Genomic DNA, 26,135 nt, shown 5'->3' with positions numbered 1-26,135 from the left:
CAATAGGCGTCCTCCGCGCCGGTTCTCCGCATCCGCGCCCGCACGGGTAACGAATTGCCGGGCAAAGTGCCGCGACCTCTCCAACCAATCGCAGGATTGGTGTAGACCTTTCTTCCGGCGAGGTGTTGACTGCCGACACGGCGAGTCCGCAAAATGCTCGATGCTGCTCAAGAGTTTTCTACAAATCCGTGTTGCGAACAGTTTTGCGCATGTGCACGCATGGGGTTAGCGCCACGAAACCCTGCCCAACGGTCCTGTTTTCCCGAAGGCATGAAGGCGGTTCTGCGATGAAGCGGCACCAGATGGCATTGGCGGCGACAGGACTGTCGGCCGCACTGCTTCTGTCAGCGTGTGGTGGGTCGGACGACGACAGCGACGACAGCAAGGGGGCGACCCCCGGCGCCTCCGCGCCCGGCGCTCCCGCCGGCGCCCCGAAGGACGGCACGATCAAGTTGGTCGTGGCGGACTACGGCAGCGGCGACGGCAGCATGCAGAAGTATTGGAACGGGGTGATTTCGAGCTTCAACGCGAAGTACCCCGGGATCAAGGTGAACCTGCAGGTCATCAACTGGGATGACATCGACAAGCAGGTCGCGACCATGGTCCAGAACAACGAGATGCCCGACCTGCTGCAGACCGGCGGTTACGCGGACAAGGTCGTCGACGACCTGCTCTACCCGGTCGACGACATCATGTCGCCCGAGACCAAGGCCGACTTCGTGGAGTCCTTCACCCCGGCCGCGACCGTGAAGGGCAAGCAGTACGGCATTCCCTTCACCTCCAGCACCCGGCAACTGATCTACAACACGGATCTGTTCACCAAAGCCGGCATCACCGAGCCGCCGAAGACCTGGGACGATCTCAAGGCCGCCGCGACCAAGCTCAAGTCCGCCGGCGTGGCGACCCCCTTCGGCCTGCCGCTCGGCAAGGAGGAGGCCCAGGGCGAGTTCATGAACTGGGCGCTGGGCAACGGCGGCGGTTACCAGACCAACGGAAAGTACACGGTCAACAGCCCGGCCAACGTCGAGGCGCTGAACTGGGTCAACGACAACCTGGTCAAGACCGGACTGACCGAGTCCAACCCCGGCACCAAGAACCGCAAGGACGTCTACACCGACTTCTACGGCGGCAGCGTCGGCATGGTGAACAGCAACCCCACCATGATCGCCACGCTGAAGAAGGACTACCCCAACCTCAAGTACGCGACGGCGCCCATCCCCGGCAAGACCGGCCCGCTGAACGAGACGCTGGGTGTCTGCGACTGGATGATGGCGTTCAAGAAGAACGGCCACAAGGACCAGATCAGGGCGTTCGTGGACCACGCGTTCAGCACCGAGCAGCAGATCAAGTTCCAGGAGCAGTACAGCTTCCCGCCGGTGACCAAGTCGGTGATGGCCAAGATGACGGCCAACCCCGCCAACGCCGGTCTCAAGCCGTACATCGACCTGCTGCCCAAGGCGAAGTTCTACCCGCTCAACGACGTCGCGTGGGACGTGCTCTCGCCCAAGATCAAGGAGCAGCTCGGCAGCGCGGTCTCCGGCAAGTCCCCCAAGGACGTGCTCGACCAGCTCCAGAAGGAAGCCGAGTCGGCCGTCGCCCAGCAGAAGAGCTGACGCCGCACCGGACAAGTCCGCGCACCGAACGAGGAGGACGGCCCCGTGGCCGAAACCGCCGTACGCAGAGCGCCTTCCGTGGGCACCAGAGTCAAGAAGGCGCTCGCCCCGCTGCCGTGGATCGGCCCGGCCGTCCTCCTGATCGGTCTCGTGGTCCTGTGGCCCGTGGTCGTGATGGTCTGGAGCTCCTTCCAGCGCATCCGCCGCACCGGCATCGTGGTGGGACCCAACGGCACCGACAACTACACCAAGCTGTTCGACGAACCGGACTTCGTGGCCGTGTTGTGGAACACCGTGGTCTGGGTGCTGGTGGTGGTCGCCATCACGCTCGTGTTGTCGCTGTTCCTGGCCCAGCTGTTCAACCAGCACTTCCCGGGCCGACGCTTCGCCCGCTGGGCGATGATCGTGCCGTGGGCGGCGTCGGTCTTCATGACCGCCGTCGTGTTCAAGTGGATGCTGCACGAGACCCACGGCGTGATCAACACGCTGATGGTCGACCTGCACCTGATGGACGCGGGCAAGGACTGGCTGGGCAGGCCGTCCACCGCGATGCCGTGGATGATGGCGGTCGCCGTCTTCGTCTCGCTGCCGTTCACCACCTACACCCTGCTCGCGGGACTGCAGACGGTGCCGGGTGAGGTGTACGAGGCGGCCCGGATCGACGGCGCGTCCACGTGGCGCACCTACCTGTCGATCACCCTGCCGCTGCTCAAGCCCGCGATCCTGGTCGCGGTCGTGATCAACCTGATCAACGTGTTCAACTCGTTCCCGATCATCTGGGCGATGACCAACGGTGGTCCGGGCTACGAGACCGCGACGACCACGGTGTTCATGTATCAGCTCAAGGCGTCGGACATCGGCGAGAGCGCGGCGATGTCCGTGGCCAACTTCGCGATGATCATCATCCTGGTCGCGTTCTTCCTCGTCGTCAGCCGTGGGAACAAGGAGACCGACCGATGAGCACCGTCGTGACCGCCGAGCCGGACGCCGGCGCCCCGCAAGGGCCCGCGGGCGTGGCCCGCGGCAAGGGGACCAGGCGCGGTAAGCCCGTACTCGGGGGCTCGAAGTACAGCCAGAAGCAGCTGTGGTTCGGCGCGCTCGCGTGGGTGATCGCGATCGTGTTCGTGGCTCCGTACATCGAGATGGCGATCACCGCCCTGCGGCCGAAGGACGAGTTGACCAGCGACGGCTATGTGCCGTCGAAGTTCGAATGGGCCAACTTCGTCGACGTCTGGGACAAGTCCACGCTCGGCGACAACCTCAAGGTCTCGTTGCTGGTCGCGGGCATGTCGACGCTGCTCGTGCTGGTGGTCTCGCTGCCCGCGGCCTACTACACCGCGCGCAAACGGTTCCGCGGCCGGGGCGTCTTCCTGATGCTGGTACTGGTCACCCAGATGTTCCAGCCGACCTCGCTCCTGGTGGGCCTGTACCGCGAGTTCTACATCCTGGATCTGCTCGACTCGTACTGGGCGCTCGTGCTGGTCAACGGCGCGTTCAACCTGGCCTTCTCGGTGTGGATCCTGACCGCCTACTTCAGCGCGATCCCGGTCGAGCTGGAAGAGGCCGCGATGATCGACGGTGCCTCCCGTCTCGGGGCACTGCGTCGGGTCACGCTGCCGCTGGCGATGCCGGGCATCGTCACCGCGGTCATCTTCACCTTCATCGCGGCGTGGAACGAGTTCACCGTCGCGCTGGTCCTGGTGACCACCCCCGACAAGCAGCCGCTGACGGTCGGGATCAACAGCTTCCTCGGCGCCTACCGGGTCGAGTGGCAGTACCTGTTCGCCGGGTCGGTGGTGGCGATCGTGCCGGTGGTGATCCTGTTCGCGTACATCGAGAAGCACGTCGTGTCGGGGTTGACGGCCGGGTCGGTGAAGTAGGTCGGGAGCGGTCGCCCGAATCGTTTCGGGCGGTCGTGGTCGACCCCGGACGACGCGAAGCCCACAGGTCTCGGGGGCCTGTGGGCTTCGTCGTTTTCGGGCACGGGCCCGGGCGGGCGGTTACGGCAGGGTGATGTGGTACGCCTTGCGCAGCGTCTCGTGCACGGTCCACACCGTCTCGTCGCCCTCCTGGAGCACGCACGCGTCGCCGGGGCCGACCTCGATCGTCGCGCCGCCGCGGATCTCGATCGTGGCGCGGCCGGAGACCACCACGAACAGCTCGTTGGCCTCGGTGTCGGTCACCACGCCGGGGGTGATCTGCCAGATGCCGCGGATCTGCCTGCCGTCCTCGGACTCCCACAGGACCTTGCCCGAGACCTCGGGCGTGCCGGAGACGATCTGCGCCGGGTCGAGCGGGTCGGCTTCGAGTTCGGCGGCGGGGATATGGACGGCAAAGGTAGACATGCGGCGGAGCATATAGCCCAACCGTTCGGCCGCCGCCTGCCGGGTGATTCGTGGGCTTTTCCGGCGAATCACCGCGCCGGTGCGGTCCTGCGTCGGCATCGCCGGGCACAATGCCCGAGAGCGGGTCGACGGGCCCGCCCGAGGCACCGAAGGGAAGACCGATGGGTGAGGAGCACGACGTGCGGCCGGAGCCGCCGGTGATTCCCGGGCAGGGCGCCGCGGCGACCGCACCCGACGCGACTTCGGCCGGCGGCCTGTCCGAGCGGGACCGGGACATCCTCGAATTCGAGCGCCAGTGGTGGAAACACGCCGGCGCCAAGGAACGTGCCGTGCGCGACCGCTTCGGCTTCTCCGCGACCCGCTACTTCCAGGTACTGAACACCCTGCTCGACCGGCCCGAGGCACTCGAACACGACCCGATGCTGGTCCAGCGGCTGCGTCGGCTGCGCGAGGCCCGCCAGCAGGCCCGCTCCACCGTGCGTCGTGCCGGGCGCTGAGAGGCCCGGGTGTTCACGCGCCGCAAGGACGAGTACGACGAATTCGACGGCTTCGGCCGCTACGGCCTGATCTGGACCAACGAGGACTCGGGAGCACCCGACCCGGAGCAGGCCGCCCCGGGGGAGGAGGAGTCCGAGGGGGAGTCCGGGCGCGAACTGATCGGCGGCCTGCGGATCGACGACTCGCCCGCGCCGACCCGGTCCCGGCGAAGCCTGATCGTGCCGGTGGCCGTACTGGCGGCCCTGGCCCTGGCCGGCGCGCTCGCCATCGCGCGGGAGGAACCCGCGACGCGGGCGGCGGCGGGTCGGGCGGCCCAGCACACTCGGGCGGCGGCGCCCGCCCCGGTCCCCTTCCCCGCGCCGGCGTCCGCCCGCCCGGTACCGCCCGCCCACGCGCCCCCGGTCCCGAGGGGCAGCCGAGGCAAGGTCGTCCTGCTCGACCAGACCAAGGTCCCGGCACTGGCCAAGCGCATGGCCCGCCGCCTGGAGGCGGCCGGCTGGGAGGTGACCGGAACCGACACCTTCCGCGGCGCCGTCCCGGCGACCACCGTCTACCACCCCGCCGACCTGGCACCCCAGGCCCGAGCCCTGGCCGCCGACCTCCCGGGCATCAGCCGCGTCAAGCCCGCCTTCGCCGGCATCCCGCGGCACCGACTGACGGTGATCGTGGTCGACGACCAGGTGGTCCCGTTGGCGGATCGGATGCTGGGGTCGCTGACCACGCGGTAGCCAACGGCGCGCGGGAGGAACGTGGTGCTTGCGCGGGGCTCGTGGAGAGCGCGGCGTCCGTGCGGGCCCGGCCGCGTGGCCGGGAATCCGCGTCGCACCGCGGCCTCGGGTTAGGTTGGTCGGCATGACCTCGAACCGGTCCACGCTGCCCGAACCCACCACGCCCGCCGGCCGGGTCGGCCTCGCCGCGCTGCTCGACGCACCCGCCCGGGCGGTCGTCGCGCTCGATTTCGACGGCACGCTCGCCCCGATCGTCGACGATCCGGAGCACGCCCGCGCCGATACGCGCGCGGTCCTGGCGCTGTCCCGACTGACCCCGCATCTGGCCGCGGTGGTGATCGTCACCGGGCGGCCCGCCGCGGTCGCGGTGGAGTACGGCCGCTTTCGCGGGGTCGCCGGTCTGGAGAACCTCGTCGTGCTCGGCCACTACGGCCTGGAGCGCTGGGACGCGGCGACCGGCCGGGTCAGCGCCCCGGAGCCGCCGCGCGGGGTGCACGAGGTGCGGCTCGAACTGCCCGACCTGCTGCGCTCGCTCGACGCGTGGAGCACCACGTGGACCGAGGACAAGGGCAGCGCGCTGGCCGTGCACACCCGCCGCGCCCCCGATCCGCAGGCCACCCTCGACCTGCTGCGCGGCCCGCTCGGCGAACTGGCGAAGCGGCACGACCTGGTCGTCGAACCCGGGCGCTACGTGCTGGAGTTGCGCCCCCGGGGGATGGACAAGGGGCGCGCGCTGACCGGCTTTCTCGCCGAACGCCGGGCCGCGACGGTGTTGTTCGCCGGGGACGATCTCGGCGACCTCGCCGCGTTCGAGGCCGTCGAGGACCTGCGCGGACAGGGCGTGGCCGGGCTCACCGTGTGCAGCGGCTCGGCCGAGGTGCACGCCCTCGCCGAACGCGCCGACCTGGTGGTGGCCGGCCCGGAGGGAATCGCCGACCTGCTCGGCGCGCTCGCCGACGCGGTGGAGGGCCGGTAGGGCCCCCTTTACGCATCCCCCTCCCCGCACGGCTCCGGTGTGCCGTCCGCGATCGCGAAGCGGGCCCTCGGGTCGAGCAGCAGCGTGACCTTGACGCCCTCCGGTTGAGCCGTACGCACACTCAGGTCCGGGGAGACCCGGATCCCGTGTTCGGTCAGCGTCGCGCGCGCGGTCGCGTATTGGTCCGGGGTCAGGCGGTAGGCGCAGGGTGGTTCGAGCGCCGCCGCCCAGGGCGCGGGCAGGTTGTCGGCGCCGTCCAGGTAGACCCGCTCCGGGCCGTGCTCGGATCGGGCGCGCGAGGCGCGGACCGCCGACGCGAGGGCCTCGCCGCGTTCGGCCGCCATCCGCAGCGTGGCGCGGGCGGCCACCAGGTGGGCCCCCACCCGACGGCGGTGGAGCAGGGCCGCGTCGGCCCGCTCCAGAGCCGACGTGGGATTGGCGTCGACCTCGACCAGGACCGCGACCGCGTGGTCGAGCGCGGCCGCGTTGCGCAGCAGGCGTTCGTCCCCGTCGCCGCCGAGTCGGCGACCCGTCGGATCCACGCCGTACACGTCCGACGCCCACCCCGCCGCGCGCAGCGCCGATCCGATGCGATCGCGCGCCAACTCTGTGGCCAGTCCGCGCAGTTCGGGGTCCACGTTGAGATTGCGCGGCCACAGGTACAGGGTCGGCGCGGTACGGGCGTCCGCCGGCACGTCGAACTCGTGCAGGTCGTGCACGATGTGCGGGCGCGTCTCCCGCAGCACCCGCCGGACGGCCCGCGCCTCGGGTGAGGCCACCGCCAGGTGGTCGCGGTTGAGGTCCACTCCCTCGGCCGTCGCCCGGGTGCCCGCCGCCAGGCCGTCGGGGTTGGGCGTGGGCAGCACCAAAACGGTGACCCGCTCCAGGAGTCGGCGACCGGCGGCCGAGCGGTCGTCGGCCAGGTCCCGGACCAGCTTCAGGCACGCCTCGCGGCCGGCCGGCTCGTCACCGTGCTGGCCGCAGACGAACAACACCCGGATCGGCTCGGGCACCGTACGCGCCCCGGACACCGTGATCAGCTCCACGTCCCGGCCGCGCGCGCTGCCGCCCACCCGGGTCAGCGTCACCCGCGCCGGCGCCCACCCGGCGCGATCGGGGCCCGGCGCCGCCGCGATCAGCTCGCGCAGGAGTTCCCGCTCCTCCGCCGGGGTGGTCCAGGACAACCCGCCCCGACGCTCGAACCCCGTGGTGCTCCGGCCGCCGCGACCGCCGCTCGCCGGCGCCGGGCCCAGCGCGACGCCGGCCACCAGCGCCACCAGCAGCATCGATCTCGCCGCGCACATCGTCCACGTCCGCCACGCCCTCATCCGTGCACCACCGCCCCTCCCACGCGCAAATCCCGCGACCCCTGCGGGACTTGCCCGAAATCCACACCCGGAACAGCGGGAATCGCGGACCCGGGACACCGAGCATGGCCCGGCAAAGGGAGTTGATGGCAGAGCCCGACTGGCCTAGGCTCGCTGATTCCGCTGTCCCACCCAGTGCAGTGATCGGGAGCCGTGATCGGTGCCCGGCACCGGTGGGCCGCGCGGGCCGCCACCCGGATCGGGTAGCCGGCCCGCGCCCTCGCAGGGGCGCACCAGGACGGGCCGCCGAGCCCGGCCGGGCTCCGATATGTCAGCGCCACGAATCGGAGACAGTCATGTCCGCGCCCGCCGCCGTCCCCGACCCCACCCTGCCCGCCGACCCCGCCCCGACCACCGCCGACCGGGCCGGGGCGAACCCGGGCACCGACGCGCTCGCCGTCGAACGCGCCTACCTGGACGCCTCCCGCGCCGCCCTGCGCCGCATGCGCGAGGAGACCGAGGCACTGGACCTGCGCGACGTCGGCGCCACCGCCGTCGCCACCGAGACCGCCCGGCACCTGATCGCCAAGCGGCTCGCCGCGCTCGGCGACCACGCCGGATCCCCGCTGTTCTTCGGCCGGATCGACGGCCGCTTCGCCGACGGCGTCGAGGGTGTCGAGCCGATCGAGGTCACCGCCGACCCGGACAAGGCCGTCGAGTCGTTCTGGATCGGCCGCAGGCACGTGCACGACGAACTCGGCGACCCGATGGTGGTGGACTGGCGCGCTCCGCTGTCGCGGTCGTTCTACCGGGCCAACCGGGCCGATCCGCTGGGTGTCGAACTGCGCCGCCGGTTCGGCTGGACCGCCGGTGAGTTGACCGCGTTCGAGGACGAGCACCTGACCGACCCCGACGAGGCGGAGAGCGCGAGTGGGATCCTCGCGGCCGAGATCGAGCGTCCCCGCGTCGGCCCGATGCGCGACATCGTCGCCACCATCCAGCCCGAGCAGGACGAGATCGTACGCTCCGACCTGGGCCACACGCTCTGCGTCCAGGGCGCGCCCGGCACCGGCAAGACCGCCGTCGGCCTGCACCGCGTGGCCTGGCTGCTCTACGCCTACCGCGACCGCCTCGCCCGCAGCGGCACCCTCGTGGTCGGCCCGAACCGCTCCTTCCTCGACTACATCCAGCAGGTGCTGCCCGCGCTCGGCGAGGTCGAGGTCGGCCAGACCACCGTCGAGGACCTGGTCACCCGCACCTCCAAGATCAAGGTCCGGGCCCTCGACGAGGCGGTGCCCGGCACGATCAAGGGCGACGCGCGGATGGCCGAGGTGCTGCGCCGCGCGGTCTGGTCCGGCCTGAGCGAACCGCGGGAGTCGGTGGCCGTGGTCCGCGACTCGCGCACCTGGCGGCTCGCGGTGTACGAGGTCGAGGAGCTGGTCACCGCGCTGCGCGGGCGCGACGTGCGCTACGGCGCCGCGCGCGACATGCTCCGGCAGCGGATCGCGCACGCGTTGTTGACCAAGATGGAGGAGCGCGGCGAATCCCCCGACGACCGGGTGCAGGACGCGGTCGCGCGCAGCCGGCCGGTCAAGGCGGCGGTGGACGCGATCTGGCCGGCGGTGGACCCGCTCAAGCTGGTCTTTCGGCTGCTGAGCGAACCCGCGTTCCTGGCCGCCTGCGCGGACGGCATCCTGACCGCCGACGAACAGGCCGCGGTCGGCTGGGCCAAACCCCCGCGCTCGGCGGGTGCCGCGCGTTGGACCGTGGCCGACGCGGTGCTCGTGGACGAGACCGCCGACCTGCTCCACCGCACCGGCGGCTACGGGCACGTGGTGATCGACGAGGCGCAGGACCTGTCCCCGATGCAGCTGCGCGCGGTCGGCCGGCGCTGCCCCACCGGCTCGGCCACCGTGCTCGGGGACATCGCGCAGGGCACCACCCCGTGGGCCACCCCCGGCTGGGCCGAGACGCTGCACCACCTCGGACACGAGGGAGCCAGGATCGAGGAACTGACCCGGGGCTTTCGGGTGCCGCTGCAGATCCTGGAGTTCGCGAGCCGGTTGTTGCCGCTGATCGCCCCCGGCCTGGCGCCGGCGTCCTCGGTCCGGCAGGCGGCGGGCGCTCTGGAACTGCGCGCGGTCGAGCCGGACGAGCTGGCCGCGCGGTCCGCCGAGGCGGCCGTCGAACTGCTCGACCACGAGGGCTCGATCGGCCTGATCTGCGCGGACGCGCGGGTACCCGAGATCGCCGCCGTCCTGCGGGCGACCGGCGTCGCGCACCGGGTCCTGGGCACGGACGGCGATCTTGACGCGGCCCGGATCAGCGTGGTCCCGGCATCGCTGGCCAAGGGCCTGGAGTTCGACCACGTAGCGGTCACCGAACCGGCCGAAATCGTCGCCGCCGAAGCCCAGGGCCTGCGCCGCCTCTACGTGGTACTCACCCGCGCGGTCTCCGGCCTGATCGTTCTCCACGCAGCCCCCCTGCCCACCCCCCTGACAACCCCTTAGCCCACCACGCCCGGGCCCACCGCCCGCGTCCGACGGCCGGCACACGGGTCCCCCAACTCGGCCACCCCCGTGGCGCGTCGGCGCCTCGCGAGCCGGCGCGAAGCGCCCAACAAAACGAGTGAACCGTGTGTGTCGAACCGGTTGGTGGTCGGCTTCGCTCGCTCGTTCTGCCATGCTGGCCGAGTGGAACGCATCCAGGAGTCCGCGACCGTGACGCTGCGGGACCAGTGGGCCCGGCTCGTCGGTGGGCACGCCGAGGCCGGCGCCGTCGTCGAGAGCCTGCTGGCGCGCTATGCCGAGCCGCACCGCCGCTATCACGACACCGACCATCTGCGCACCGTGCTCGACCTGATCGGCGAACTGGCCTACGAGGCCGACGACGCCGACGCGGTCATGCTCGCCGCGTGGTTCCACGACGCGGTCTACGACCCGGCCCGGGCGGACAACGAGGAGCGCAGCGCGCGCCTCGCCGAGCGCGGGCTGCGCGAGGCGGGTGTGGCGCCGGCCCTGGTGGCCGAGACGGCCCGCCTGGTCCGGGTGACCGCCGAGCACGCGCCCGGCGAGCACGACCACAACGCCCACGTGTTGTGCGACGCCGACCTGGCCATCCTGGCCGCCGATCGGGAGCGCTACGAGGCGTACACCGCGGCGGTGCGCGAGGAGTACGCGTTCGTCCCGGACGAGGCGTTCCGCGCCGCCCGGGCCGCCGTACTGCGCGACCTGATGTCGCTGCCCCGGCTGTTCCACACCCGCCTGGGCGCGGCGCGCTACGAGGAGGCGGCCCGCTTCAACATGCGCGCCGAACTGGAGCGTCTGGAAGGCAGCATCCCGCGCCAGCAGTCCTGAGCCAGGGTCGCCGGATCCCGGTCCGAGCCCCGGCTCGGCGCCCGGGGCCCGCGGCGCGCCCGGCCGGGGTCAGCGCGGGCTGTACCGCTTGCGCCGGCGCAAACCCGCCCGGGTCAGCCGGACCACCAGCTCCCGGCTGGAGACCGGCTCGGCTCCCCGCTCCAGCGCACGGGCGTACAGATCGGCCGGCACGTCGTAGTGGTCCCGGTCGAACGCGCGTTCCGGCGCGCCGAGTTCGCGCGCGAACTCGTGCAGCTCGGCATGCGAGACGTCACTGACCAGGTGCGACCACAGCCGCCCGCGTCCGGGCCAGGCCGGGGGATCGATGAGAAGAGCCACGGGCTCGATTCTCGTACACATTCGGCTCCGCCGCGGTCGGGCGCCCGCCGGCCCGCCGTGATCACCCACACTGGGCACATGAGCAAGGATCCCACCGACGTCGCCCTGCTGACCGCCCGCGCCCTGGTCCTGGCCGACCTGCGCACGCACGGCGCCGAGACCCCCGAGACGGTGACCGTCGTCGAGCACGCCCTGGTCGAGCGCAAGTGGTGGGTCGAGCAGTGGCCCGACGGCGCCGCCTACGTGCCCGGCCTGATCGGCCAGGACGTGCAGGAGGCGCTGGCCGAGCAGGGTCGGGTATGGCCGCCGTGCCCGCTGCACGACGACCACCCGCTCTACCTCGAACCCGAACTCGGCGAGGACCCGCACTGGGTCTGCGAGCGGGCCAGCACCGTGATCGCCCCGCTCGGCGCGCTGGCCTCGACTCAGCCGCCGAACGAGCGCGCGGTCAAGGACGCGTAGATCGGCCGGTCGGCGCCCACCGCGTACGCGCCGACCCAGCCCTCGCCCTCGGCCCGACCCACGGTGACCCCGGCGTGGGCGACCTCCCGGGTCGTGGTCACCACCTGGTCGGCGCCGGCGCCCAGAGCCGCCTCGGCCCGCCGCTGCTCCTCGGCGTCGGCGGCCCGCAGCGCCTCGGCGAGCACGTCGTACGGGTCGCCGGCCGCCGCGCCGTCGCCGCCGGGCAGGGCCAGGACGGTCCGACTCGGCGGCGGGTCGGCCGGGTCGTGCAGGCCGTGGCGGATCGCCTCCGCGCCGTAGCAGAACCGGATCAGCGGCGCCCACATCGCCGACCAGTACGCCCGCGAGGGCGCCCGCTCGATCCCGGCGACCTCGCCGTCGAGCAGCACCACCGCGCCGACCTGGTCCGGCACGCACTCGAACTCGGCGACGAAACGCTCCAGCTCGAGGGCGTAGTGCTTCGTGAACAGCACCAGGTTGCCGGTCTCGGCGAGGCCGGCGGAGGCGTTGAACCGCTGTACGGCCGGCCACAGCCGGCTGTACCCGTCCGCGTCGGCACTCGCCGAGGCGGCGGCGCGCAGCGTGAGCGGCAACACGGCGAGCGGCTGCGGCCCCGCCGGGATCAGCCCCGACTGGGTCTGCTGCACGCACATCGCCGCGTCGAACGCCAGCTCGCCCGAGGGCTCGACCAGCGCGGCCCGGGGCATCGCGTGGTCCTGCGCGCCGCGCTCGACGAGCACCGCGAGGTGACACGGGACCAGCGCGACATGCGGGCTGTGGTTGACGAAGGTGAGCGTGCCGTAGCCGCTGGTGCCGATCCACAGGTCGGTGGGCACGGTGACGGTCGGCGCGTCGACGGTGTCGCCGAGCAGCGGCAGCACCTGCATACGACCGACGCTCTGCACCCGCCCGAGGGTGCAGTCGGCCAGCAGGTCGCCGATCGGCAGCGTGTCGTGGGCGAGGGTGGTCATGCGGTCACCTCCGGGTGGGCCAGGCGCAGCAGCGCGGGTATCGCGGCGGTCGGGTCGGCGGCCAACATCAGTCGGCACCAGGCGAGTTCGAGGGCTTCGGGACGGTGCACGGGGGCAAGCGGCAGGTCCGGCGCGTAGCCGCGCAGGCCGGCCGCCTCGGCGGCCAGGACGGGGGAGAGCTGGACCACCGGCACCGCGACGCCGAGGGTGCGCGCCGCGTCGAGCACCTGGGCGAACCGGCCGGCGGGCGCGTTCTCGTAGCCGTCGCCGACCACCACGATCAGCTCCGCGCCGGTACGCAGCGCGGCGACCAGGGCCTCGGCGGCGGCGGTCGGCCCGGCGGGGTGGACCAGCCGGCCGTCCGGGACGCCGCCGATCCACACGTCGTGGCAGGTGCCCGCCGCCGCCCGCAGTGCGTCGCGCAGGGCGAGCACGGCGGCGATCGGCCGCAGCGGCTGGTCGGTGCCGCCGCGCATGGAGGCGGAACCGTCCAGGACGAGGGCGACCCGGCGGCCGGCCAGGTCGAGCCCGGCCGCGGTGCGCGCGGCGCGCCGGTCGAGCGCGGCGGCGACCTCTGCGGTCATGCCCTCGGCGAACGCGTACAGGTAGAGCCGGACCGCGTCGTAGCGGTCGAGGTCGACCTCGACCGTCACGCCCGCCCGAGCGGCCTGCCGCTGTCCGGCCAGCCGCTGTCCGACGGTGAGCCGGGCGGCGGTCAGCTCCAGGACGCGGGCCGGCTTCTCGTCCGGGTGGTACCGGCCGCGCAGCCCCTCCAGGGTTTCGAGCGGCAGCGCCGCGCCCGCGGCCAGGTCGGTGCGGGCGGCCCGATACGCGACCGGGAGCGGCAGTGTGTACGGACCCTCGGCGCCGAGCACGAACGCGACACACTCGCGCACCGCGGCGGGATCGGTCCGGTCGGCCGCCCAGCGGTCGATCTCGCGGGCGAGGATGCGGTGTTCCTTCGGGTCGAGTTCGCCTCCGGCGAGTCGCTTGGTCAAGATCGCGCGCAGGATGCCGCTCAGCCGCAAACCCCACGCGTGCCGCAGGGCGGCGGCCAGCTTGTCCCGGTAGCGCACCGACCACAGTTCCAGGGAGGTGGAGCCGAGCACGGTGCGCAGGATCAGTCGGCGCACCCGCGCGTTGTTCACCCGCCGCTCGGCCAGCAGGGCGAACAGCTTGAGCCGGCGCGGCACGGTCAGCGCGGCGACCACGGCGTGGACGGCGTCGCCGTCGTGCTCGCGGGCGGGCGTGCCGAGCAGGTGCAACACGCCGAGCTGCCGGCTGCGGTCGGTGGCCCCGGGGGAGCACACCAGGCCCGCGTACAGCCGCCGGTCCAGCGCGGCCATCGCCCGGTGCGCGTCCTCTTCGAGGGCGAGTTGCTCGTCGCGGGTGTTGTAGAAGGAGGCCCGTCCGGTCGCCGCCACGGCGACGTCCAGGAAACGCACGACGGTGGCGGCGGCCTCGGCACGGGCGGGGTTGTCGGCGCTGAGCGCGCGCACGATCTCGGTCTCGGTCATCGAAATGGGCTCCCCCGTGGGCACCCGGGGCAGGTCGCGGGTCCGGTGTTGGTCTCGGTACGGAGCCGGGACCGCTTCCAACCCATGGGAAACGGCACTGTACGAACACGCAGTTCCCCGGGTGCGATGGCACGCGACTTCGGGCAGGTCACGGGTCCCGGACAGGGATTCGAACCCCAAGCACCCCAAAAGCGCCTGTACGCCAAGACAGAAGGAACACGTAGTTCCCGAAGTCGCCTCACGAGCCTACGAGCGAGCGACCGGCGATGCCGGCGAATTTCACCGCGGCGGCGTGTGCGTACGCCCGCAACTTGTCGATGCGATCGGTGCTCGCGTTACTCGGGAAGGTGATCTCGGCGACGAGAAGAATCCGATGCGCCGGAGTCGGCGTGGCCACGTCTTCCCGGGCCATCACCACCGGGTCGGGAACACACAGGCGACCAACCGACATGATTTCCACACCGAGATGCCGAAACGCGAACAGTGGTGGAAGGGCCCGGTGGGACGCGAAAGAGGCAGCCCCCCGAAGGGGACCGCCTCTTTCGTGGAGCCTACCGACCGGGTGGGTCGGGACTACCGATCCTCAGCGGATCAGAAGTCCATGCCGCCCATGTCCGGGGCGCCGCCGCCGGCCGGAGCGGCGTTCTTCTCCGGCTTGTCGGCGATGACGGCCTCGGTGGTCAGGAACAGCGCGGCGATCGACGCGGCGTTCTGCAGCGCGGAACGGGTGACCTTCGCCGGGTCGATGATGCCCTCGGCGATGAGGTCCACGTAGTCGCCGGTCGCGGCGTTGAGGCCGTGACCCGGGGTCAGGTTGCGCACCTTCTCCACAACCACGCCGCCCTCGAGGCCGGCGTTGACCGCGATCTGCTTGAGCGGGGCCTCGACGGCCAGGCGCACGATGTTCGCGCCGGTGGCCTCGTCGCCGTCCAGGTCGAGCTTGTCGAACGCGATGGTGGACGCCTGGAGCAGGGCCACGCCACCACCGGCGACGATGCCCTCCTCGACGGCGGCCTTCGCGTTGCGCACCGCGTCCTCGATGCGGTGCTTGCGCTCCTTGAGCTCGACCTCGGTCGCGGCACCGGCCTTGATGACCGCCACGCCGCCCGCGAGCTTCGCCAGGCGCTCCTGAAGCTTCTCGCGGTCGTAGTCCGAGTCGGAGTTCTCGATCTCGGCGCGGATCTGGTTGACCCGACCCGCGACCTGGTCCGAGTCACCGGCGCCGTCGACGATGGTGGTCTCGTCCTTGGTGACGACGACCTTGCGGGCGCGGCCGAGGAGTTCGAGACCGGCGGTGTCGAGCTTGAGGCCGACCTCCTCGGAGATGACCTGGCCACCGGTGAGGATGGCGATGTCGCCGAGCATGGCCTTGCGACGGTCGCCGAAGCCCGGAGCCTTGACGGCGACGGACTTGAAGGTGCCGCGGATCTTGTTCACGACGAGCGTGGCCAGGGCCTCGCCCTCGACGTCCTCGGAGATGATCATGAGCGGCTTGCCCGACTGCATGACCTTCTCGAGGAGCGGGAGGAGGTCCTTCACCGAGGTGATCTTCGAGTTGACGATGAGCACATAGGCGTCTTCGAGGACGGCCTCCATGCGCTCCATGTCGGTCGCGAAGTAGGGCGAGATGTAGCCCTTGTCGAAGCGCATGCCCTCGGTGAGCTCGAGCTCGAGACCGAAGGTGTTGCTCTCCTCGACGGTGATGACGCCTTCCTTGCCGACCTTGTCCATGGCCTCGGCGATCATCTCGCCGATCAGGGGGTCAGCGGCGGAGATCGAGGCGGTGGAGGCGATCTGCTCCTTCGTCTCGACGTCCTTCGCGAGCGCGAGCAGCTGCTCGGAGACGGCCTCGACGGCCTTCTCGATGCCACGCTTGAGGGCCATCGGGTTCGCGCCGGCGGCCACGTTGCGCAGGCCCTCGCGGACGAGCGCCTGGGCGAGGACGGTCGCGGTCGTCGTACCGTCACCGGCGACGTCGTCCGTCTTCTTGGCGACCTCCTTGACCAGCTCGGCACCGATCTTCTCGTACGGGTCCTCGAGCTCGATCTCCTTGGCGATGCTCACACCATCGTTGGTGATGGTGGGCGCACCCCACTTCTTCTCGAGCACGACGTTGCGGCCCTTGGGGCCCAGCGTGACCTTGACGGCGTCGGCGAGCTGGTTCATCCCGCGCTCGAGGCCGCGGCGCGCTTCCTCGTTGAACGCGATGATCTTGGCCATGTGGTGAAGTCCTCCCAGAACGGGGGTGAGTGCCGGACCGCACAGGCGCCCGCGACGGACGACCCGACCACCGCGAGGATCCCTCCCTCACGGGTGCCGAGCCTCACCGGCCCGGTCCGTTTCTGTCACTCTCACATCCAGAGTGCTAACGCCAATGATTAGCACTCGACCATGCCGAGTGCAAGCGCAACGAGCGGGTCCGGGCTCCCCGACCCACACCCGCGCGTGTCACACACCCCACCCCCACCCCTCACCCGGGCCCCGAGGCGCAGCCCATCCACATGTCGCGGGCCCTGGCCTCGGCCGCCCGACACGGGTACGTGTGCGCCCCCGCCCGCCCGCACGGCCCCCGGCCGGGCCCGCCCGCCCCGGCACGTCCCGGCCCGGAACGGGAATCCCGGCTGCCGGGCCCGCGGTGGTTGCGCGGTTGCGTGGTTCGGGCCCTGGGCGTCGCCCGCACGGCCGGGACGGGTTCGGATGTGCCGCCTCTGGGCCCGCATCCGGTGCGGGCGTCGCGCCCGCCCTGGCTCACCCCGGGGCCGGTCGCGCCGCCGGGTCGTCCGTGGCCATGCCGGGTTCGGGTGCCGTGCCTGTGGGTTGCGCGGGCGCGGGGGGCGGGTTCGGCCGCGTAGGTTGTGCCCGCGTCGCTCTGGTGGGCCGCCTCCCGCCGGAGCGGATTCGCGCGTCCGGCCCCGACCCGTGCTCCGCCGCACCCGCGTGCCTCGCCGCCGCCCGCACGTCGGGGCCGGGGGGCAACGACCGGGGCCCGGCCCCCGCTTGGCGGGAAGGCCGGGCCCCGGTCATGGATCCGACAGGATCGGGCGCGTTGTGTGCCGCGATGTGTCGTGCAGTCCGTGGTGTGGACCGTTTCAAGCAGAGGAGCAGAGGAGCGCATGGCTCCCGGTTCAGGCGGTGACGCGGACCATGTCGGCCTGCGGCCCCTTCTGCCCCTGCGAGATCTCGAACTCGACTCGCTGCCCCTCCTCGAGCGTCCGGTACCCGTCCATCTGGATCGCGCTGTAGTGGACGAAAACGTCCGCCCCACCGTCGACCGCGATGAAGCCGTACCCCTTCTCCGCGTTGAACCACTTGACGGCGCCCTGAGCCATTCCTAACTCCCCTGTTACTGGCCCTTTCACGGATACTGCACGCCGCAGCTCCGGGTTCGTATCCAGAAGGACCCGGCCCTCTGCTACGACCGCGGCTGAATGTATCCGGACGGATGCCCGGAGCAACAGGTCAATCGGACGAGAATTCCCGAGCGAATAAAACTCGCATTCTTCGCGAGTCTCCGGAAAAGCCGTATTTCAATCCACCAGGAAAACGACTTTGAGCACATATCGGATGTGATCCCGACCACGGGTTTACCGACGCGCCGCCGCCAAAGACGGGAAATGGAGCCGGTTAAACCCGGGTTACGCACAACCTTCGGCAGGAACGAAGAAATCCGCCGCGCGGTGCTCGCGCGGCGGATTTCCCGGTTCCGTTTCGTGCCCGATCGAGGAAGATCGGGACGCTCGGCCTATCGCGTCAGCAACCCCCGGCGACCGCCGGGATGATCGAAACGGTGCCCTTGTCGGGGATCGCCGTGGCGAGCCCGTCGGCGAAGCGCACGTCCTCGTCGTCCACGTACAGATTCACAAAGCGACGCAGCTTGCCCTCGTCGTCGAGGATGCGCGCGCGAATTCCGGTGTGGTCCTTTTCCAGCGAGTCCAGGACCTCGGCGAGCGTGGTGCCCTCGGCGGACACCTCCGCCGCCCCACCCGTGTAGGTGCGCAGGATGGTCGGGATGCGAACGGAGACGCTCATGCGAGGCCGGCCTTTCGGAAGGAGTCCAGGGTGGGTCGAATGGTCGCGGTGGGTCCGGTCGTCGGCGTGACCGCGTCCAACGTCTTGAGGCCGTCGCCCGTGTTGAGCACGACCGTCTCGGCGTCCGGGTCCAGCGCGCCGGACTCGAGCAGCTTGCGCAGGCAGCCCACGGTGACCCCGCCCGCGGTCTCGCCGAAGATGCCCTCGGTACGCGCGAGCAGCTTCATCGCCTCGACCACCTCGACGTCGTTCACGTCCTCCACCGCGCCGCCCGTGCGCTTGCACACGTCGAGCACGTAGGGGCCGTCGGCGGGGTTGCCGATCGCGAGCGACTTGGCGATCGTGTCCGGCCGCACCGGGCGGATCACGTCGTGCCCGGCCTTCCACGCGGCGGCCACCGGGGAGCACCCCGTCGCCTGGGCGCCGAAGATCTTGTACGGCGCGTCCTCGACCAGACCCAGCGCGATCAACTCGCGGAAGCCCTTGTCGATCTTGGTCAGCTGCGACCCCGACGCGATGGGAATGACGATCTGCTCCGGCAGTTTCCAGCCGAGTTGTTCCGCGATCTCGTAGGCGAGCGTCTTGGAACCCTCGCCGTAGTAGGGCCGCAGGTTGACGTTGACGAAGCCCCAGCTCTCGCCGGCCGGGTCGCCGATCAGCTCCGAACAGAATCGGTTGACCTCGTCGTAGGTCCCCTCGATGGCGACCAGCTCGCCGCCGTAGACCGCCGCCGTGACGACCTTGCCGGCCTCCAGGTCGGACGGGATGAACACACAGCTGCGCAGGCCCACCCGGGCGGCGGCGGCACCCACCGCGCCGGCCAGGTTGCCGGTGGACGAGCAGGACAGCGTGGTGAAGCCGAAGGTGCGCGCGGCCTCGACCGCGATCGCCACCACGCGGTCCTTGAAGGAGTGCGTCGGGTTCCCGGAGTCGTCCTTGACGTGCAGGTTGCGCACGCCCAGCTCGCGACCCAGGTTCTCGGCCCGGACGAGCTTGGTGAAGCCGGGGTTCAGGCTGGGCCGGGACGCGACGTCCGCGGACACCGGCAGCAGCGGCGCGTAGCGCCAGATGTTGTGCGGCCCGGCCTCGATCCGCTCCCGCGTCACGGTGCCGAACTCGTAGGCGACCTCGAGGGGGCCGAAACAGGACTCGCAGGCGTACTTCGGGCCGAGCTCCGTGCGCTCGCCGCACTCGCGACACGACAGCGCGACGGCCGGACCGAAGGAGGTGGGGGTGGCGCTGGTGGTGCGGGTGGCGGTGGGTGTCGCCATGGCGAGGGCCTTTCTGTCCTCATCTTTACCCGTGGGGTCCCACGGGCCGGACTTGGCACCTGTCCGACTCGTCGGCCGCTCGCTCGCGCCGAAAGCGCGTCACGAGGAATGACGATCGGATGGTTGCCGGGGCTTCAACGGGCCGTTCCCTCTGCCCCTCTGGATGAGCTGCTATGGCGGTGGACACACCCTTCGCCGGGTGGCCGGTCCGCGTTTGTCCGGTCCGACGTGCGATCGTCGTAACCGGTGACGACGACTGTAACCGAACCGGTGCCGCGTCGATCATCCGGTCCACCTCGCGAGACGATAAAGGGTGGAACGACCGAGGCCGGAACACCGGCGACGACAGGGGATCTTCGAACGTGACGCACGAGGTGGGCGACTGGCTCCGACGGCGGTCCTCCGCCGCCGCCGACTGGCCCGTCGACAGGCTTCTCGACGCCAAACGCGACACCCGGGTCAGCGTCGTCCTGCCCGCGTTGAACGAGGCGGCGACCGTCGGCGACATCGTCAAGGTGATCCGGACCGAGCTGATCGAGCGGATACCACTGGTGGACGAGCTGGTGGTGGTCGACTCCGGCTCCACCGACGACACCGCGCGGGTGGCCGCCGACGCGGGCGCGCGGGTGGTGCACCGCGACGACATCCTGCCCGCGCTCGCGGCCGTGCGCGGCAAGGGCGAGGTGTTGTGGCGCTCGCTCCTGGTCACCGACGGCGACATCGTCGCGTTTGTGGACGCCGACCTGAAGGACTTCTCGGCGGACTTCGTCACCGGGATCCTCGGCCCGCTGCTCACCGACCCCTCGGTCCAGCTGGTCAAGGCCATGTACGACCGGCCGCTGGAGATCGGCGACACCATCGTGCCCGCCGGCGGCGGCCGGGTGACCGAACTGGTCGCCCGTCCCCTGCTCAACCTGCACTGGCCCGAACTGGCCGGCTTCGTGCAGCCGCTCGGCGGCGAATACGCGGCCCGCCGCACGCTGCTCGAACAGCTGCCCTTCCCCTGCGGCTACGGCATCGAGACCGCGATGCTCGTGGACACCCTGCGCCTGGTCGGCCTGGACGCGATGGCCCAGGTGGACGTCGGTGTGCGGCGGCACAACCACCAGGACGAGGCGGGCCTGGGGCGGATGGCGGCGGAGATACTCCAGGCCGTCGAGCGCCGCCTGCGCCGCGCTCCCGCCGGCGCGCACCCGGCCACGCCGAACACCGTGCTGACCCAGTTCGAACGGGACGAGGCGGGCTTTCGCGTACGCACCCACGACATCGCCGTCCGGGAGCGACCGCCGATGGCCGAGGTGCCCGAGTACCGGGCGCGAACCCGCCTGGTCGGGCGCTGACCCCCCCGGCCCGAGAGTTTCCCCGGCGTTCGGCCCGGGTTTCCGCCTCGGTGGCCAAGGGCTCGCCGATATCCGAGAGGCACAGTCCGACTACGTGCGGTAGTGGCCGGTGGGCGTGATACTCGCCACACCGTTCGAACCCAGGGCTCGCCCGGCCCGGGTTTGCGCACCGGGATGCGTGGCTAGGGTCGGGGCATGAGTGCTCCCCAACCCGCCACCCCCGCTCCCGCCGGGGTGCTGGTCGCCTCCAACCGCGGTCCCGTGTCCTTCTCCCTGGAGGACGACGGCACACTCACGGTGCGGCGCGGCGGCGGCGGACTGGTGTCCGGCCTGTCCACCGCCGGGCAGGGCACCGGCGCCGTGTGGGTGTGCTCCGCGCTCGGCGAGCCCGACCGCACCGCGACCCGCGCCGCGCCCTCGGGCCGGCTGGATCTCGCCGGTCACGACACCGGCGGGCTGGCCGTACGGATGCTCGACATCGACCCCGGCACGTTCGCGCGGGCGTACAACGCCATAGCGAACTCGACCCTGTGGTTCGTCCACCACCTGCTCTACGACACCCCCTCCAAGCCGGTCTTCGACGCGCGCTTCCGGAAGGAATGGGCCTCCTACGAGGCGTACAACCAGGCGTTCGCCGAGGCCCTGGCGGAGGAGGCGGCCGAGGGCGCGAAGGTGGTCGTACAGGACTACCACCTGACGCTGGTGCCGGTACTGCTCCGCCGACTGCGTCCCGACCTGCGGATCGGCCACTTCGCGCACACCCCCTGGGCGCCGCCGGACTACTTCCGGCTGCTGCCCGACGACATCGCCCGCTACGTGCTCGAAGGGGTGCTCGGCGCGGACCACGCCGGATTCCACTCCCGACGCTGGGCGCTGGCGTTCCTGGACTGCTGCGCCGACGTGCTGGGCGCCGACGTGGACCGGGACGCGATGACCGTCACGCACGCGGGCCACGTGACCGAGATCGGCGTACACGCGCTGGGCGCCGACGCCGAGTTCCTGCGCGAGCGCGCGTCCCGGGCCGACGTGGACACCCGCCTCGCGGGGCTGCGCGAGGTGGTCGGCGACCGTCGGGTGATCGTCAGGGTGGACCGTACGGAGTTGTCCAAGAACATCGTCCGGGGCCTGCTGGCCTACCGCGAACTGCTGCGCACCCGACCGGAATGGCTCGGCCGGGTGGTGCACGTGGCGTTCGCCTACCCGTCGCGGCACGACCTGCCGGAGTACCGCGAGTACACCGCCGCAGTGCAGCGGGTGGCCAAGGAGATCGACGACGAGTTCGGCACCGGCGACTGGCAGCCGCTGGTCCTGCACGTCAACGACGACTTCCCGCGCTCGCTCGCGGCGTATCGGCTGGCCGACGTCGCGCTGGTGAACCCGATCCGGGACGGGATGAACCTGGTCGCCAAGGAGGTGCCGGTGGTCTCCCTCCTGGACGAGGGGCACGGGGGCTGCGCGCTGGTGCTCTCGCGCGAGGCGGGCGCGTGCGAGGAGTTGGGCGAGGACGCGATCGTGATCAACCCGTTCGACGTCTCGCGGACCACCGAGGCGCTGCACGAGGCGCTGACGATGGACACCACCGAGCGGCTCCAGCGCACCAAGCGGCTGGCCGCGGCGGCGGTGGCGCTCAACCCGCAGCAGTGGTTCCTGGAGCAACTGGACGCGTTGGACGTCTGACCGGGTGGGCGACCGGGCCGCCACACCGGCCGAATCGCGCGATTCGGCCGGCGTGTGGCGGGTGGCTCGGTGCTCAGGTCGCGGTCGGCGCGGCGGCGCGGCGTCGGCGGGTGATCACCACCGCGACCGTGCCGGTGGCGACCAGGGCCGCGCCGACGGCGCCCGCGGCGGCGAGGCCGGCCGGGCCGGTGAGTGCCAGGTTGCCGCCGCCGGACGTGCCGCCCGAGCCGCCGGTGGCTCCCGCGGCCCCGCCGGCTCCACCGGAGGTGCCGGCGGACGCGCTGCCCGAGGTGCCGCCCGTGCTTGCCGAACCGGTGGCGCCGGCGCCGGTGTCGCCGCCGGTGGTCGTGGTCGAGCCGCCCTTGAAGGCGACCTTCACGAAGGCGTCCTGGCTGCGGTCGGGGGAGCCGTGCGCGGCCATGGTCAGCACGTAGCACGCCGTTTTGAGGCAGTCGACGTCCTTGCCCGCGCCGTTCCTGTACGCGGCCTTGACGTCGGTGAGCGTGACCGAGAACGTGCCGTCCGGGTTGATTCCGTCCGCGCCGTACGCCTTGATCCACTTCGAGGCGCCGTAGTTGCCCGCGTTGGTGGTCCAGTCGGCCTCCTTGGGGCCGAACACCACGTAGATCCCGTTGCCGCTGCCGGCCGCGTAGCCGGAGCCCTTGACGGTGATCGAGGCGCCCGCCGGGTCCAGGCCGGTGCTCGGGGTCACGGTCAGCTTCACCCCATCGGCCGCTTGAGGGGCCGCGGCCGGCGCGGCCTGTGCCGCCGTGGCCGCGCGCAACGATCGGGGTGCTGCGGCGAAGGTCAGCCCGACCTTCGCGGTGGGCCCGCCCTCGGCCCCGACCCGGACCTCGAACGCAGGGGCGTCCGGGGCGAACCCGGTGCCGACCACGAGCGGGGTCGCGACGAAGCCGTTGCCGTCGGCGGTGAGCACGCGGCCGCCCTTGGGGTCGACGGTGTCGCCGCCGTACAGCGCGACGGTGACCTTCGCGCCGGGGGCGAAGCCGCGAGCGGTCACGGTGATCTCGTCGCCGCCCGGGGCCAGTTCGGCGCCGCGCGAGACGGTCGCGGTGGGGGCGGCGGACGGGGCGGTGGTCGATGGCGTCGAGGTCGACGGGGCGGCGCCGACGGCCGGCGCGGCGAGGATGCCGGCGGTCAGACCCACGGCGGCGGCTGCGGTGACCATGCGCCGGGCGGACGGGGTGTGCGGGGTGAACATGGCGGCTCCTGAAGGGATTTCGGGCGATACGACGGCGGGTCGTCAGCCGGTCGGGTCGGCGGTGGCCTCGGTGCGGGTGTCGGCGGGCTTCGACCCGTCGGCGGGGCTGCCGGCCTCGGTGGTCGCTGCGCCCTCGGCGGCGGCCCGTCGGCGGCGCCGCACGCCCCGAACGATCCGGCCGATCAGCGCGCCGATCAGCAGCACGATCGCGCCGAGGAGCAACCACGGCGGCGCCCATATGGCGGTCGACTTGGTGGCCGCGGTCGCCGGATCACCCGTCACCTTCACGTCGACGGTGAGGCGCCCGGCCGGGACGACGCCGGCGAAACGCTGCACCACCTCGTGCGTGGCCCCCGGCAACAACTCGGGCAACGTGGCGTGCTTCGGACCGCCGAGTTGCCGGCCGCCGAGGCCGGAGATCGTGGTCCGTGCCCGGGCGGTGGTCCGTACGTTGCCGGTGTTGCGGACCCGGTAGCGCACCACCGCCTCGGCACCGCCGAACATCGCGAGCGGGTTGTCGTAGGACACCCGCAGGTCCTCGATCGCCAGCCCCGGCAGCGCGGGACCGGCCACCCGCAGGTACACCCGCGCGCCGACCCGCCGGTCCACGTCGAACCGCTGCTCACCGGGCCCGGTCGCGGCGGCCTTGATCGAGGCGACGATGGCGCCGGTGTGATCGCCGGGCGTGGCGCCCGCCGGGACGGTCAGCCGGAAGGGGATGTCCGCACGCTTGCCCGGCGCGATCGTGTACGACTCGGCGTCGAAACCGATCCACGAGCCGACGTCCCGAGGCTGCTCGGCGCCGGTCAGCAGGGTCATCCCCCCGTCCACGGCGAGCACCGCGTCGGTGGCGTAGACCCGCAGGGTCAGCGGCTCGGCACCGAAGTTGGACACCCCGACCACGTCGACCAGGGTCTGGCCCGGAGCGGCGGTGAGCACGAAGTGATCGCGCCCGCCGGCTGGTTGCACCCCCCAGGTGAACTCGTCGGCGGCTCGGGCGGGGGTGGTGAGGGCGACCAGGGGGAGTAGGGCGGCCAGGAGTACGTAGAGGAGGCGGGGGAGGGGGGCGAGCATTGCGGGGCTCCCGGGGCGGCTTTGCTGCGGGGTGGGTGGCACGGTGAGTCGAGTGGGTCGGAGTCGGACGTGTGGTGAGCGGATCCGCGCACCGCCGGCGGAGCGCAGCGGAGCCGCACCCCACTGCACAACCGGTGAAGCGCAGCGGAGCCGAAATCCGAAAGGCGCCGCGCAGCGGCAACGCCCCCCTTCCGCGCCCGACGGAGGCGAAGCGGAGGAGAAACCACTTCACAACCGCGCCGACCGCGGCCTTACCAAGGACTCGGACAGAGGGTTCCAGGCAACCGAAGTCGCAACGCAAGCCGGTCGGGCAACCGAAGTCGCAACGCAAGCCGGTCGGATAACCGGGGTCGCGACGCGAGCCGGTCGGATAACCGGAGTCGCAACGCGAGCCAGTCGGGTAGCCGGGGTCGTGATGCGAGCCAGTGGGGGGGAGTCGGGGTCGTGACGTGAGCGGGTCGGGGAGTCGGGGTCGGGACGTGAGTGGGTCGGGTAACCGGGGTCGTGACGTGAGCGGGTCGGGGAGTCGGGGTCGGGACGTGAGCGGGTCGGGGAGTCGGGGTCGGGACGTGAGCGGGTGGGGTAACCGGGGTCGCAACGCGAGCCGGTCGGGGAGTCGGGGTCGTGACGTGAGCGGGTCGGGTAACCGGGGTCGCAACGCGAGCCGGTCGGGTAACCGGAGTCGGGACGTGAGCGGGTCGGGGAGCCGGGGTCGCGACGTGAGTGGGTCAGGTAACCGGGGTCGCGACGTGAGTAGGTGGGGGAGTCGGAGTCGGGACGTGAGCAGGTGGGGGAGCCGGGGTCGCGACGTGAGCAGGTCGGGTAACTGGAGTCGCGATGCGAGCAGGTGGGGGAGTCGGAGTCGGGACGTGAGCAGGTCGGGTAACCCGGGGTCGCGACGTGAGCCGGTCGGGTAGCCGGGGTCGTGATGCGAGCCGGTGGGGGAGTCGGGGTCGTGACGTGAGCCGGTCGGGTAACCGGAGTCGCGACGCAAGCCGGTCGGGTAACCGGAGTCGCGACGCAAGCCGGTCGGATAACCGGAGTCGCGACGCAAGCCGATCGGATAACCGGAGTCGCGACGCAAGCCGATCGGATAACCGGAGTCGCGACGCAAGCAAAGGGCGGAGCCAGAGTCGTGTCCGCAGCGTTGCTCCTTTTTTTGGGCGCTTCGCGCCGGCTCGCGAGGGGCCACTTTTTTCTCTCCCCCGCTTCGCTCCTCCGAGAAAAAAGCGGCCCCTCGCTCGGGGCCGGCTGCCCCTCCGCTTCGCTCCGGGTCACCCAGCCCAAGTTCCGCGGCTCCGCCGCTCTCCGCGCTGCGCGCGTCGATCACGCCCACGGCCCGGGCCGTGGGCGCTGACGCGCCACGGGGGTGGGCGTGGCCCCGGCCGTGATCGGTCGCCGGGCCCGGTC

At 71.8% G+C, this 26,135-nt stretch carries 23 protein-coding genes and 1 riboswitch; of the genes, 11 read left to right on the top strand and 12 right to left on the bottom strand.

Features of this window, described 5'->3' with window-relative positions:
• Positions 1-287 precede the first annotated feature (287 nt).
• The 3 genes from ACFRCG_RS24935 to ACFRCG_RS24925 all read left to right on the top strand — a co-directional run bounded on the left by ACFRCG_RS24935 (position 288) and on the right by ACFRCG_RS24925 (position 3,493).
• A complete protein-coding gene (locus ACFRCG_RS24935) occupies positions 288-1,613 on the top strand; it encodes an extracellular solute-binding protein (protein ID WP_380034974.1) in 1,326 nt (441 codons plus the stop codon).
• Between the two features lie 78 nt (positions 1,614-1,691).
• On the top strand, positions 1,692-2,573 hold the full coding sequence (locus ACFRCG_RS24930) for a carbohydrate ABC transporter permease (RefSeq protein WP_379999304.1): 882 nt from the start codon (positions 1,692-1,694) through the stop codon (positions 2,571-2,573).
• Positions 2,570-3,493, top strand: coding sequence for a carbohydrate ABC transporter permease (locus ACFRCG_RS24925; RefSeq protein ID WP_380034971.1), 924 nt, complete (start codon positions 2,570-2,572; stop codon positions 3,491-3,493). The genes ACFRCG_RS24930 and ACFRCG_RS24925 overlap by 4 nt, the downstream gene beginning before the upstream one ends.
• 120 nt (positions 3,494-3,613) lie before the next feature.
• Here the strand turns inward: ACFRCG_RS24925 and ACFRCG_RS24920 are convergent, their stop codons facing one another.
• Entirely contained in the window at positions 3,614-3,958 is a 345-nt protein-coding gene (locus tag ACFRCG_RS24920) for a cupin domain-containing protein (RefSeq protein ID WP_020557698.1), read from the bottom strand.
• Between the two features lie 161 nt (positions 3,959-4,119).
• Here ACFRCG_RS24920 and ACFRCG_RS24915 point away from each other — a divergent pair, with 161 nt between their 5' ends.
• The 3 genes from ACFRCG_RS24915 (at position 4,120) to otsB (ending at position 6,160) form a co-directional block, all read left to right on the top strand.
• Entirely contained in the window at positions 4,120-4,455 is a 336-nt protein-coding gene (locus tag ACFRCG_RS24915) for a DUF3263 domain-containing protein (RefSeq protein WP_380034968.1), read from the top strand.
• A gap of 9 nt (positions 4,456-4,464) precedes the next feature.
• Positions 4,465-5,184: a LytR C-terminal domain-containing protein gene (locus ACFRCG_RS24910; protein WP_380034965.1), complete on the top strand. Its 720-nt coding sequence runs from the start codon at positions 4,465-4,467 to the stop codon at positions 5,182-5,184.
• Positions 5,185-5,308: 124 nt separating this feature from the next.
• Complete coding sequence (otsB, locus tag ACFRCG_RS24905) at positions 5,309-6,160, top strand: trehalose-phosphatase (RefSeq protein ID WP_380034962.1); 852 nt, start codon at positions 5,309-5,311, stop codon at positions 6,158-6,160.
• An 8-nt stretch (positions 6,161-6,168) separates the two neighbouring features.
• Here otsB and ACFRCG_RS24900 read toward each other — a convergent pair whose 3' ends face one another.
• Complete coding sequence (locus tag ACFRCG_RS24900) at positions 6,169-7,488, bottom strand: M14 family metallocarboxypeptidase (RefSeq protein ID WP_380034959.1); 1,320 nt, start codon at positions 7,486-7,488, stop codon at positions 6,169-6,171.
• A gap of 335 nt (positions 7,489-7,823) precedes the next feature.
• Here ACFRCG_RS24900 and ACFRCG_RS24895 point away from each other — a divergent pair, with 335 nt between their 5' ends.
• Positions 7,824-9,977, top strand: a complete 2,154-nt coding sequence (locus ACFRCG_RS24895; RefSeq protein WP_380034956.1) for a HelD family protein — start codon at positions 7,824-7,826, stop codon at positions 9,975-9,977.
• Between the two features lie 183 nt (positions 9,978-10,160).
• On the top strand, positions 10,161-10,823 hold the full coding sequence (locus ACFRCG_RS24890) for a metal-dependent phosphohydrolase (protein ID WP_380034953.1): 663 nt from the start codon (positions 10,161-10,163) through the stop codon (positions 10,821-10,823).
• Between the two features lie 69 nt (positions 10,824-10,892).
• Here ACFRCG_RS24890 and ACFRCG_RS24885 read toward each other — a convergent pair whose 3' ends face one another.
• The gene (locus ACFRCG_RS24885; protein WP_126640748.1) at positions 10,893-11,162 is read right to left on the bottom strand and encodes a DUF4031 domain-containing protein; all 270 of its coding nucleotides are present in this window, start codon (positions 11,160-11,162) and stop codon (positions 10,893-10,895) included.
• Between the two features lie 78 nt (positions 11,163-11,240).
• Between ACFRCG_RS24885 and ACFRCG_RS24880 the strand changes: the two genes are divergently transcribed.
• Complete coding sequence (locus ACFRCG_RS24880) at positions 11,241-11,624, top strand: hypothetical protein (protein WP_380034950.1); 384 nt, start codon at positions 11,241-11,243, stop codon at positions 11,622-11,624.
• On the opposite strand, the gene ACFRCG_RS24875 is transcribed toward ACFRCG_RS24880, so the two are convergent.
• The 7 genes from ACFRCG_RS24875 to thrC form a co-directional block, all read right to left on the bottom strand.
• A complete protein-coding gene (locus tag ACFRCG_RS24875) occupies positions 11,588-12,595 on the bottom strand; it encodes an ARPP-1 family domain-containing protein (protein ID WP_380034947.1) in 1,008 nt (335 codons plus the stop codon). The two genes, ACFRCG_RS24880 and ACFRCG_RS24875, sit on opposite strands and share 37 nt — an antisense overlap.
• Entirely contained in the window at positions 12,592-14,112 is a 1,521-nt protein-coding gene (locus ACFRCG_RS24870) for a hypothetical protein (RefSeq protein WP_380034945.1), read from the bottom strand. Before ACFRCG_RS24870 ends, ACFRCG_RS24875 begins: the two co-directional genes overlap by 4 nt.
• A gap of 238 nt (positions 14,113-14,350) precedes the next feature.
• Positions 14,351-14,563, bottom strand: coding sequence for a hypothetical protein (locus ACFRCG_RS24865; RefSeq protein ID WP_380034942.1), 213 nt, complete (start codon positions 14,561-14,563; stop codon positions 14,351-14,353).
• 140 nt (positions 14,564-14,703) lie between these two features.
• Positions 14,704-16,332 carry a chaperonin GroEL gene (groL, locus tag ACFRCG_RS24860; protein WP_379999334.1) on the bottom strand — a complete coding sequence of 543 codons (1,629 nt, stop codon included), beginning with the start codon at positions 16,330-16,332 and terminating at the stop codon, positions 14,704-14,706.
• A 905-nt stretch (positions 16,333-17,237) separates the two neighbouring features.
• The gene (locus ACFRCG_RS24855; RefSeq protein ID WP_020557826.1) at positions 17,238-17,441 is read right to left on the bottom strand and encodes a cold-shock protein; all 204 of its coding nucleotides are present in this window, start codon (positions 17,439-17,441) and stop codon (positions 17,238-17,240) included.
• A 421-nt stretch (positions 17,442-17,862) separates the two neighbouring features.
• Positions 17,863-18,141, bottom strand: a complete 279-nt coding sequence (locus ACFRCG_RS24850) for a MoaD/ThiS family protein (RefSeq protein WP_078976705.1) — start codon at positions 18,139-18,141, stop codon at positions 17,863-17,865.
• Positions 18,138-19,412 carry a threonine synthase gene (thrC, locus tag ACFRCG_RS24845; protein ID WP_380034939.1) on the bottom strand — a complete coding sequence of 425 codons (1,275 nt, stop codon included), beginning with the start codon at positions 19,410-19,412 and terminating at the stop codon, positions 18,138-18,140. The genes ACFRCG_RS24850 and thrC overlap by 4 nt, the downstream gene beginning before the upstream one ends.
• Before the next feature lie 16 nt (positions 19,413-19,428).
• A riboswitch (SAM riboswitch) is annotated at positions 19,429-19,582 on the bottom strand.
• A 192-nt stretch (positions 19,583-19,774) separates the two neighbouring features.
• On the opposite strand from thrC, the gene ACFRCG_RS24840 reads away from it, so the two are divergent.
• Both ACFRCG_RS24840 and ACFRCG_RS24835 read left to right on the top strand, forming a co-directional pair.
• Entirely contained in the window at positions 19,775-20,752 is a 978-nt protein-coding gene (locus tag ACFRCG_RS24840; RefSeq protein ID WP_380034936.1) for a glucosyl-3-phosphoglycerate synthase, read from the top strand.
• A gap of 195 nt (positions 20,753-20,947) precedes the next feature.
• The gene (locus ACFRCG_RS24835; protein WP_380034933.1) at positions 20,948-22,429 is read left to right on the top strand and encodes a trehalose-6-phosphate synthase; all 1,482 of its coding nucleotides are present in this window, start codon (positions 20,948-20,950) and stop codon (positions 22,427-22,429) included.
• A gap of 73 nt (positions 22,430-22,502) precedes the next feature.
• Here the strand turns inward: ACFRCG_RS24835 and ACFRCG_RS24830 are convergent, their stop codons facing one another.
• Together ACFRCG_RS24830 and ACFRCG_RS24825 are read right to left on the bottom strand one after the other, a co-directional pair.
• A complete protein-coding gene (locus ACFRCG_RS24830) occupies positions 22,503-23,651 on the bottom strand; it encodes a hypothetical protein (protein ID WP_380034930.1) in 1,149 nt (382 codons plus the stop codon).
• 42 nt (positions 23,652-23,693) lie between these two features.
• Complete coding sequence (locus tag ACFRCG_RS24825; protein ID WP_380034927.1) at positions 23,694-24,725, bottom strand: DUF916 domain-containing protein; 1,032 nt, start codon at positions 24,723-24,725, stop codon at positions 23,694-23,696.
• Positions 24,726-26,135: the final 1,410 nt, after the last annotated feature.

This window comes from Embleya sp. NPDC056575 (assembly GCF_042793325.1).
Lineage (GTDB): Bacteria > Actinomycetota > Actinomycetes > Streptomycetales > Streptomycetaceae > Embleya.
The sequence above is the reverse complement of the archived record's forward strand: the minus strand, read 5'-3'. Positions and strand labels throughout refer to the sequence as shown.

What these genes read in the sequence shown, in the direction of transcription:
- ACFRCG_RS24935 (WP_380034974.1), top strand. Translation starts at nt 288, where the DNA reads ATGAAGCGGCACCAGATGGCATTGGCGGCGACAGGACTGTCGGCCGCA.
- ACFRCG_RS24925 (WP_380034971.1), top strand. Translation starts at nt 2,570, where the DNA reads ATGAGCACCGTCGTGACCGCCGAGCCGGACGCCGGCGCCCCGCAAGGG.
- ACFRCG_RS24920 (WP_020557698.1), bottom strand. Translation starts at nt 3,958, where the DNA reads ATGTCTACCTTTGCCGTCCATATCCCCGCCGCCGAACTCGAAGCCGAC.
- ACFRCG_RS24915 (WP_380034968.1), top strand. Translation starts at nt 4,120, where the DNA reads ATGGGTGAGGAGCACGACGTGCGGCCGGAGCCGCCGGTGATTCCCGGG.
- otsB (WP_380034962.1), top strand. Translation starts at nt 5,309, where the DNA reads ATGACCTCGAACCGGTCCACGCTGCCCGAACCCACCACGCCCGCCGGC.
- ACFRCG_RS24900 (WP_380034959.1), bottom strand. Translation starts at nt 7,488, where the DNA reads ATGAGGGCGTGGCGGACGTGGACGATGTGCGCGGCGAGATCGATGCTG.
- ACFRCG_RS24895 (WP_380034956.1), top strand. Translation starts at nt 7,824, where the DNA reads ATGTCCGCGCCCGCCGCCGTCCCCGACCCCACCCTGCCCGCCGACCCC.
- ACFRCG_RS24880 (WP_380034950.1), top strand. Translation starts at nt 11,241, where the DNA reads ATGAGCAAGGATCCCACCGACGTCGCCCTGCTGACCGCCCGCGCCCTG.
- ACFRCG_RS24875 (WP_380034947.1), bottom strand. Translation starts at nt 12,595, where the DNA reads ATGACCACCCTCGCCCACGACACGCTGCCGATCGGCGACCTGCTGGCC.
- ACFRCG_RS24870 (WP_380034945.1), bottom strand. Translation starts at nt 14,112, where the DNA reads ATGACCGAGACCGAGATCGTGCGCGCGCTCAGCGCCGACAACCCCGCC.
- ACFRCG_RS24865 (WP_380034942.1), bottom strand. Translation starts at nt 14,563, where the DNA reads ATGTCGGTTGGTCGCCTGTGTGTTCCCGACCCGGTGGTGATGGCCCGG.
- groL (WP_379999334.1), bottom strand. Translation starts at nt 16,332, where the DNA reads ATGGCCAAGATCATCGCGTTCAACGAGGAAGCGCGCCGCGGCCTCGAG.
- ACFRCG_RS24855 (WP_020557826.1), bottom strand. Translation starts at nt 17,441, where the DNA reads ATGGCTCAGGGCGCCGTCAAGTGGTTCAACGCGGAGAAGGGGTACGGC.
- ACFRCG_RS24850 (WP_078976705.1), bottom strand. Translation starts at nt 18,141, where the DNA reads ATGAGCGTCTCCGTTCGCATCCCGACCATCCTGCGCACCTACACGGGT.
- thrC (WP_380034939.1), bottom strand. Translation starts at nt 19,412, where the DNA reads ATGGCGACACCCACCGCCACCCGCACCACCAGCGCCACCCCCACCTCC.
- ACFRCG_RS24835 (WP_380034933.1), top strand. Translation starts at nt 20,948, where the DNA reads ATGAGTGCTCCCCAACCCGCCACCCCCGCTCCCGCCGGGGTGCTGGTC.
- ACFRCG_RS24830 (WP_380034930.1), bottom strand. Translation starts at nt 23,651, where the DNA reads ATGTTCACCCCGCACACCCCGTCCGCCCGGCGCATGGTCACCGCAGCC.
- ACFRCG_RS24825 (WP_380034927.1), bottom strand. Translation starts at nt 24,725, where the DNA reads ATGCTCGCCCCCCTCCCCCGCCTCCTCTACGTACTCCTGGCCGCCCTA.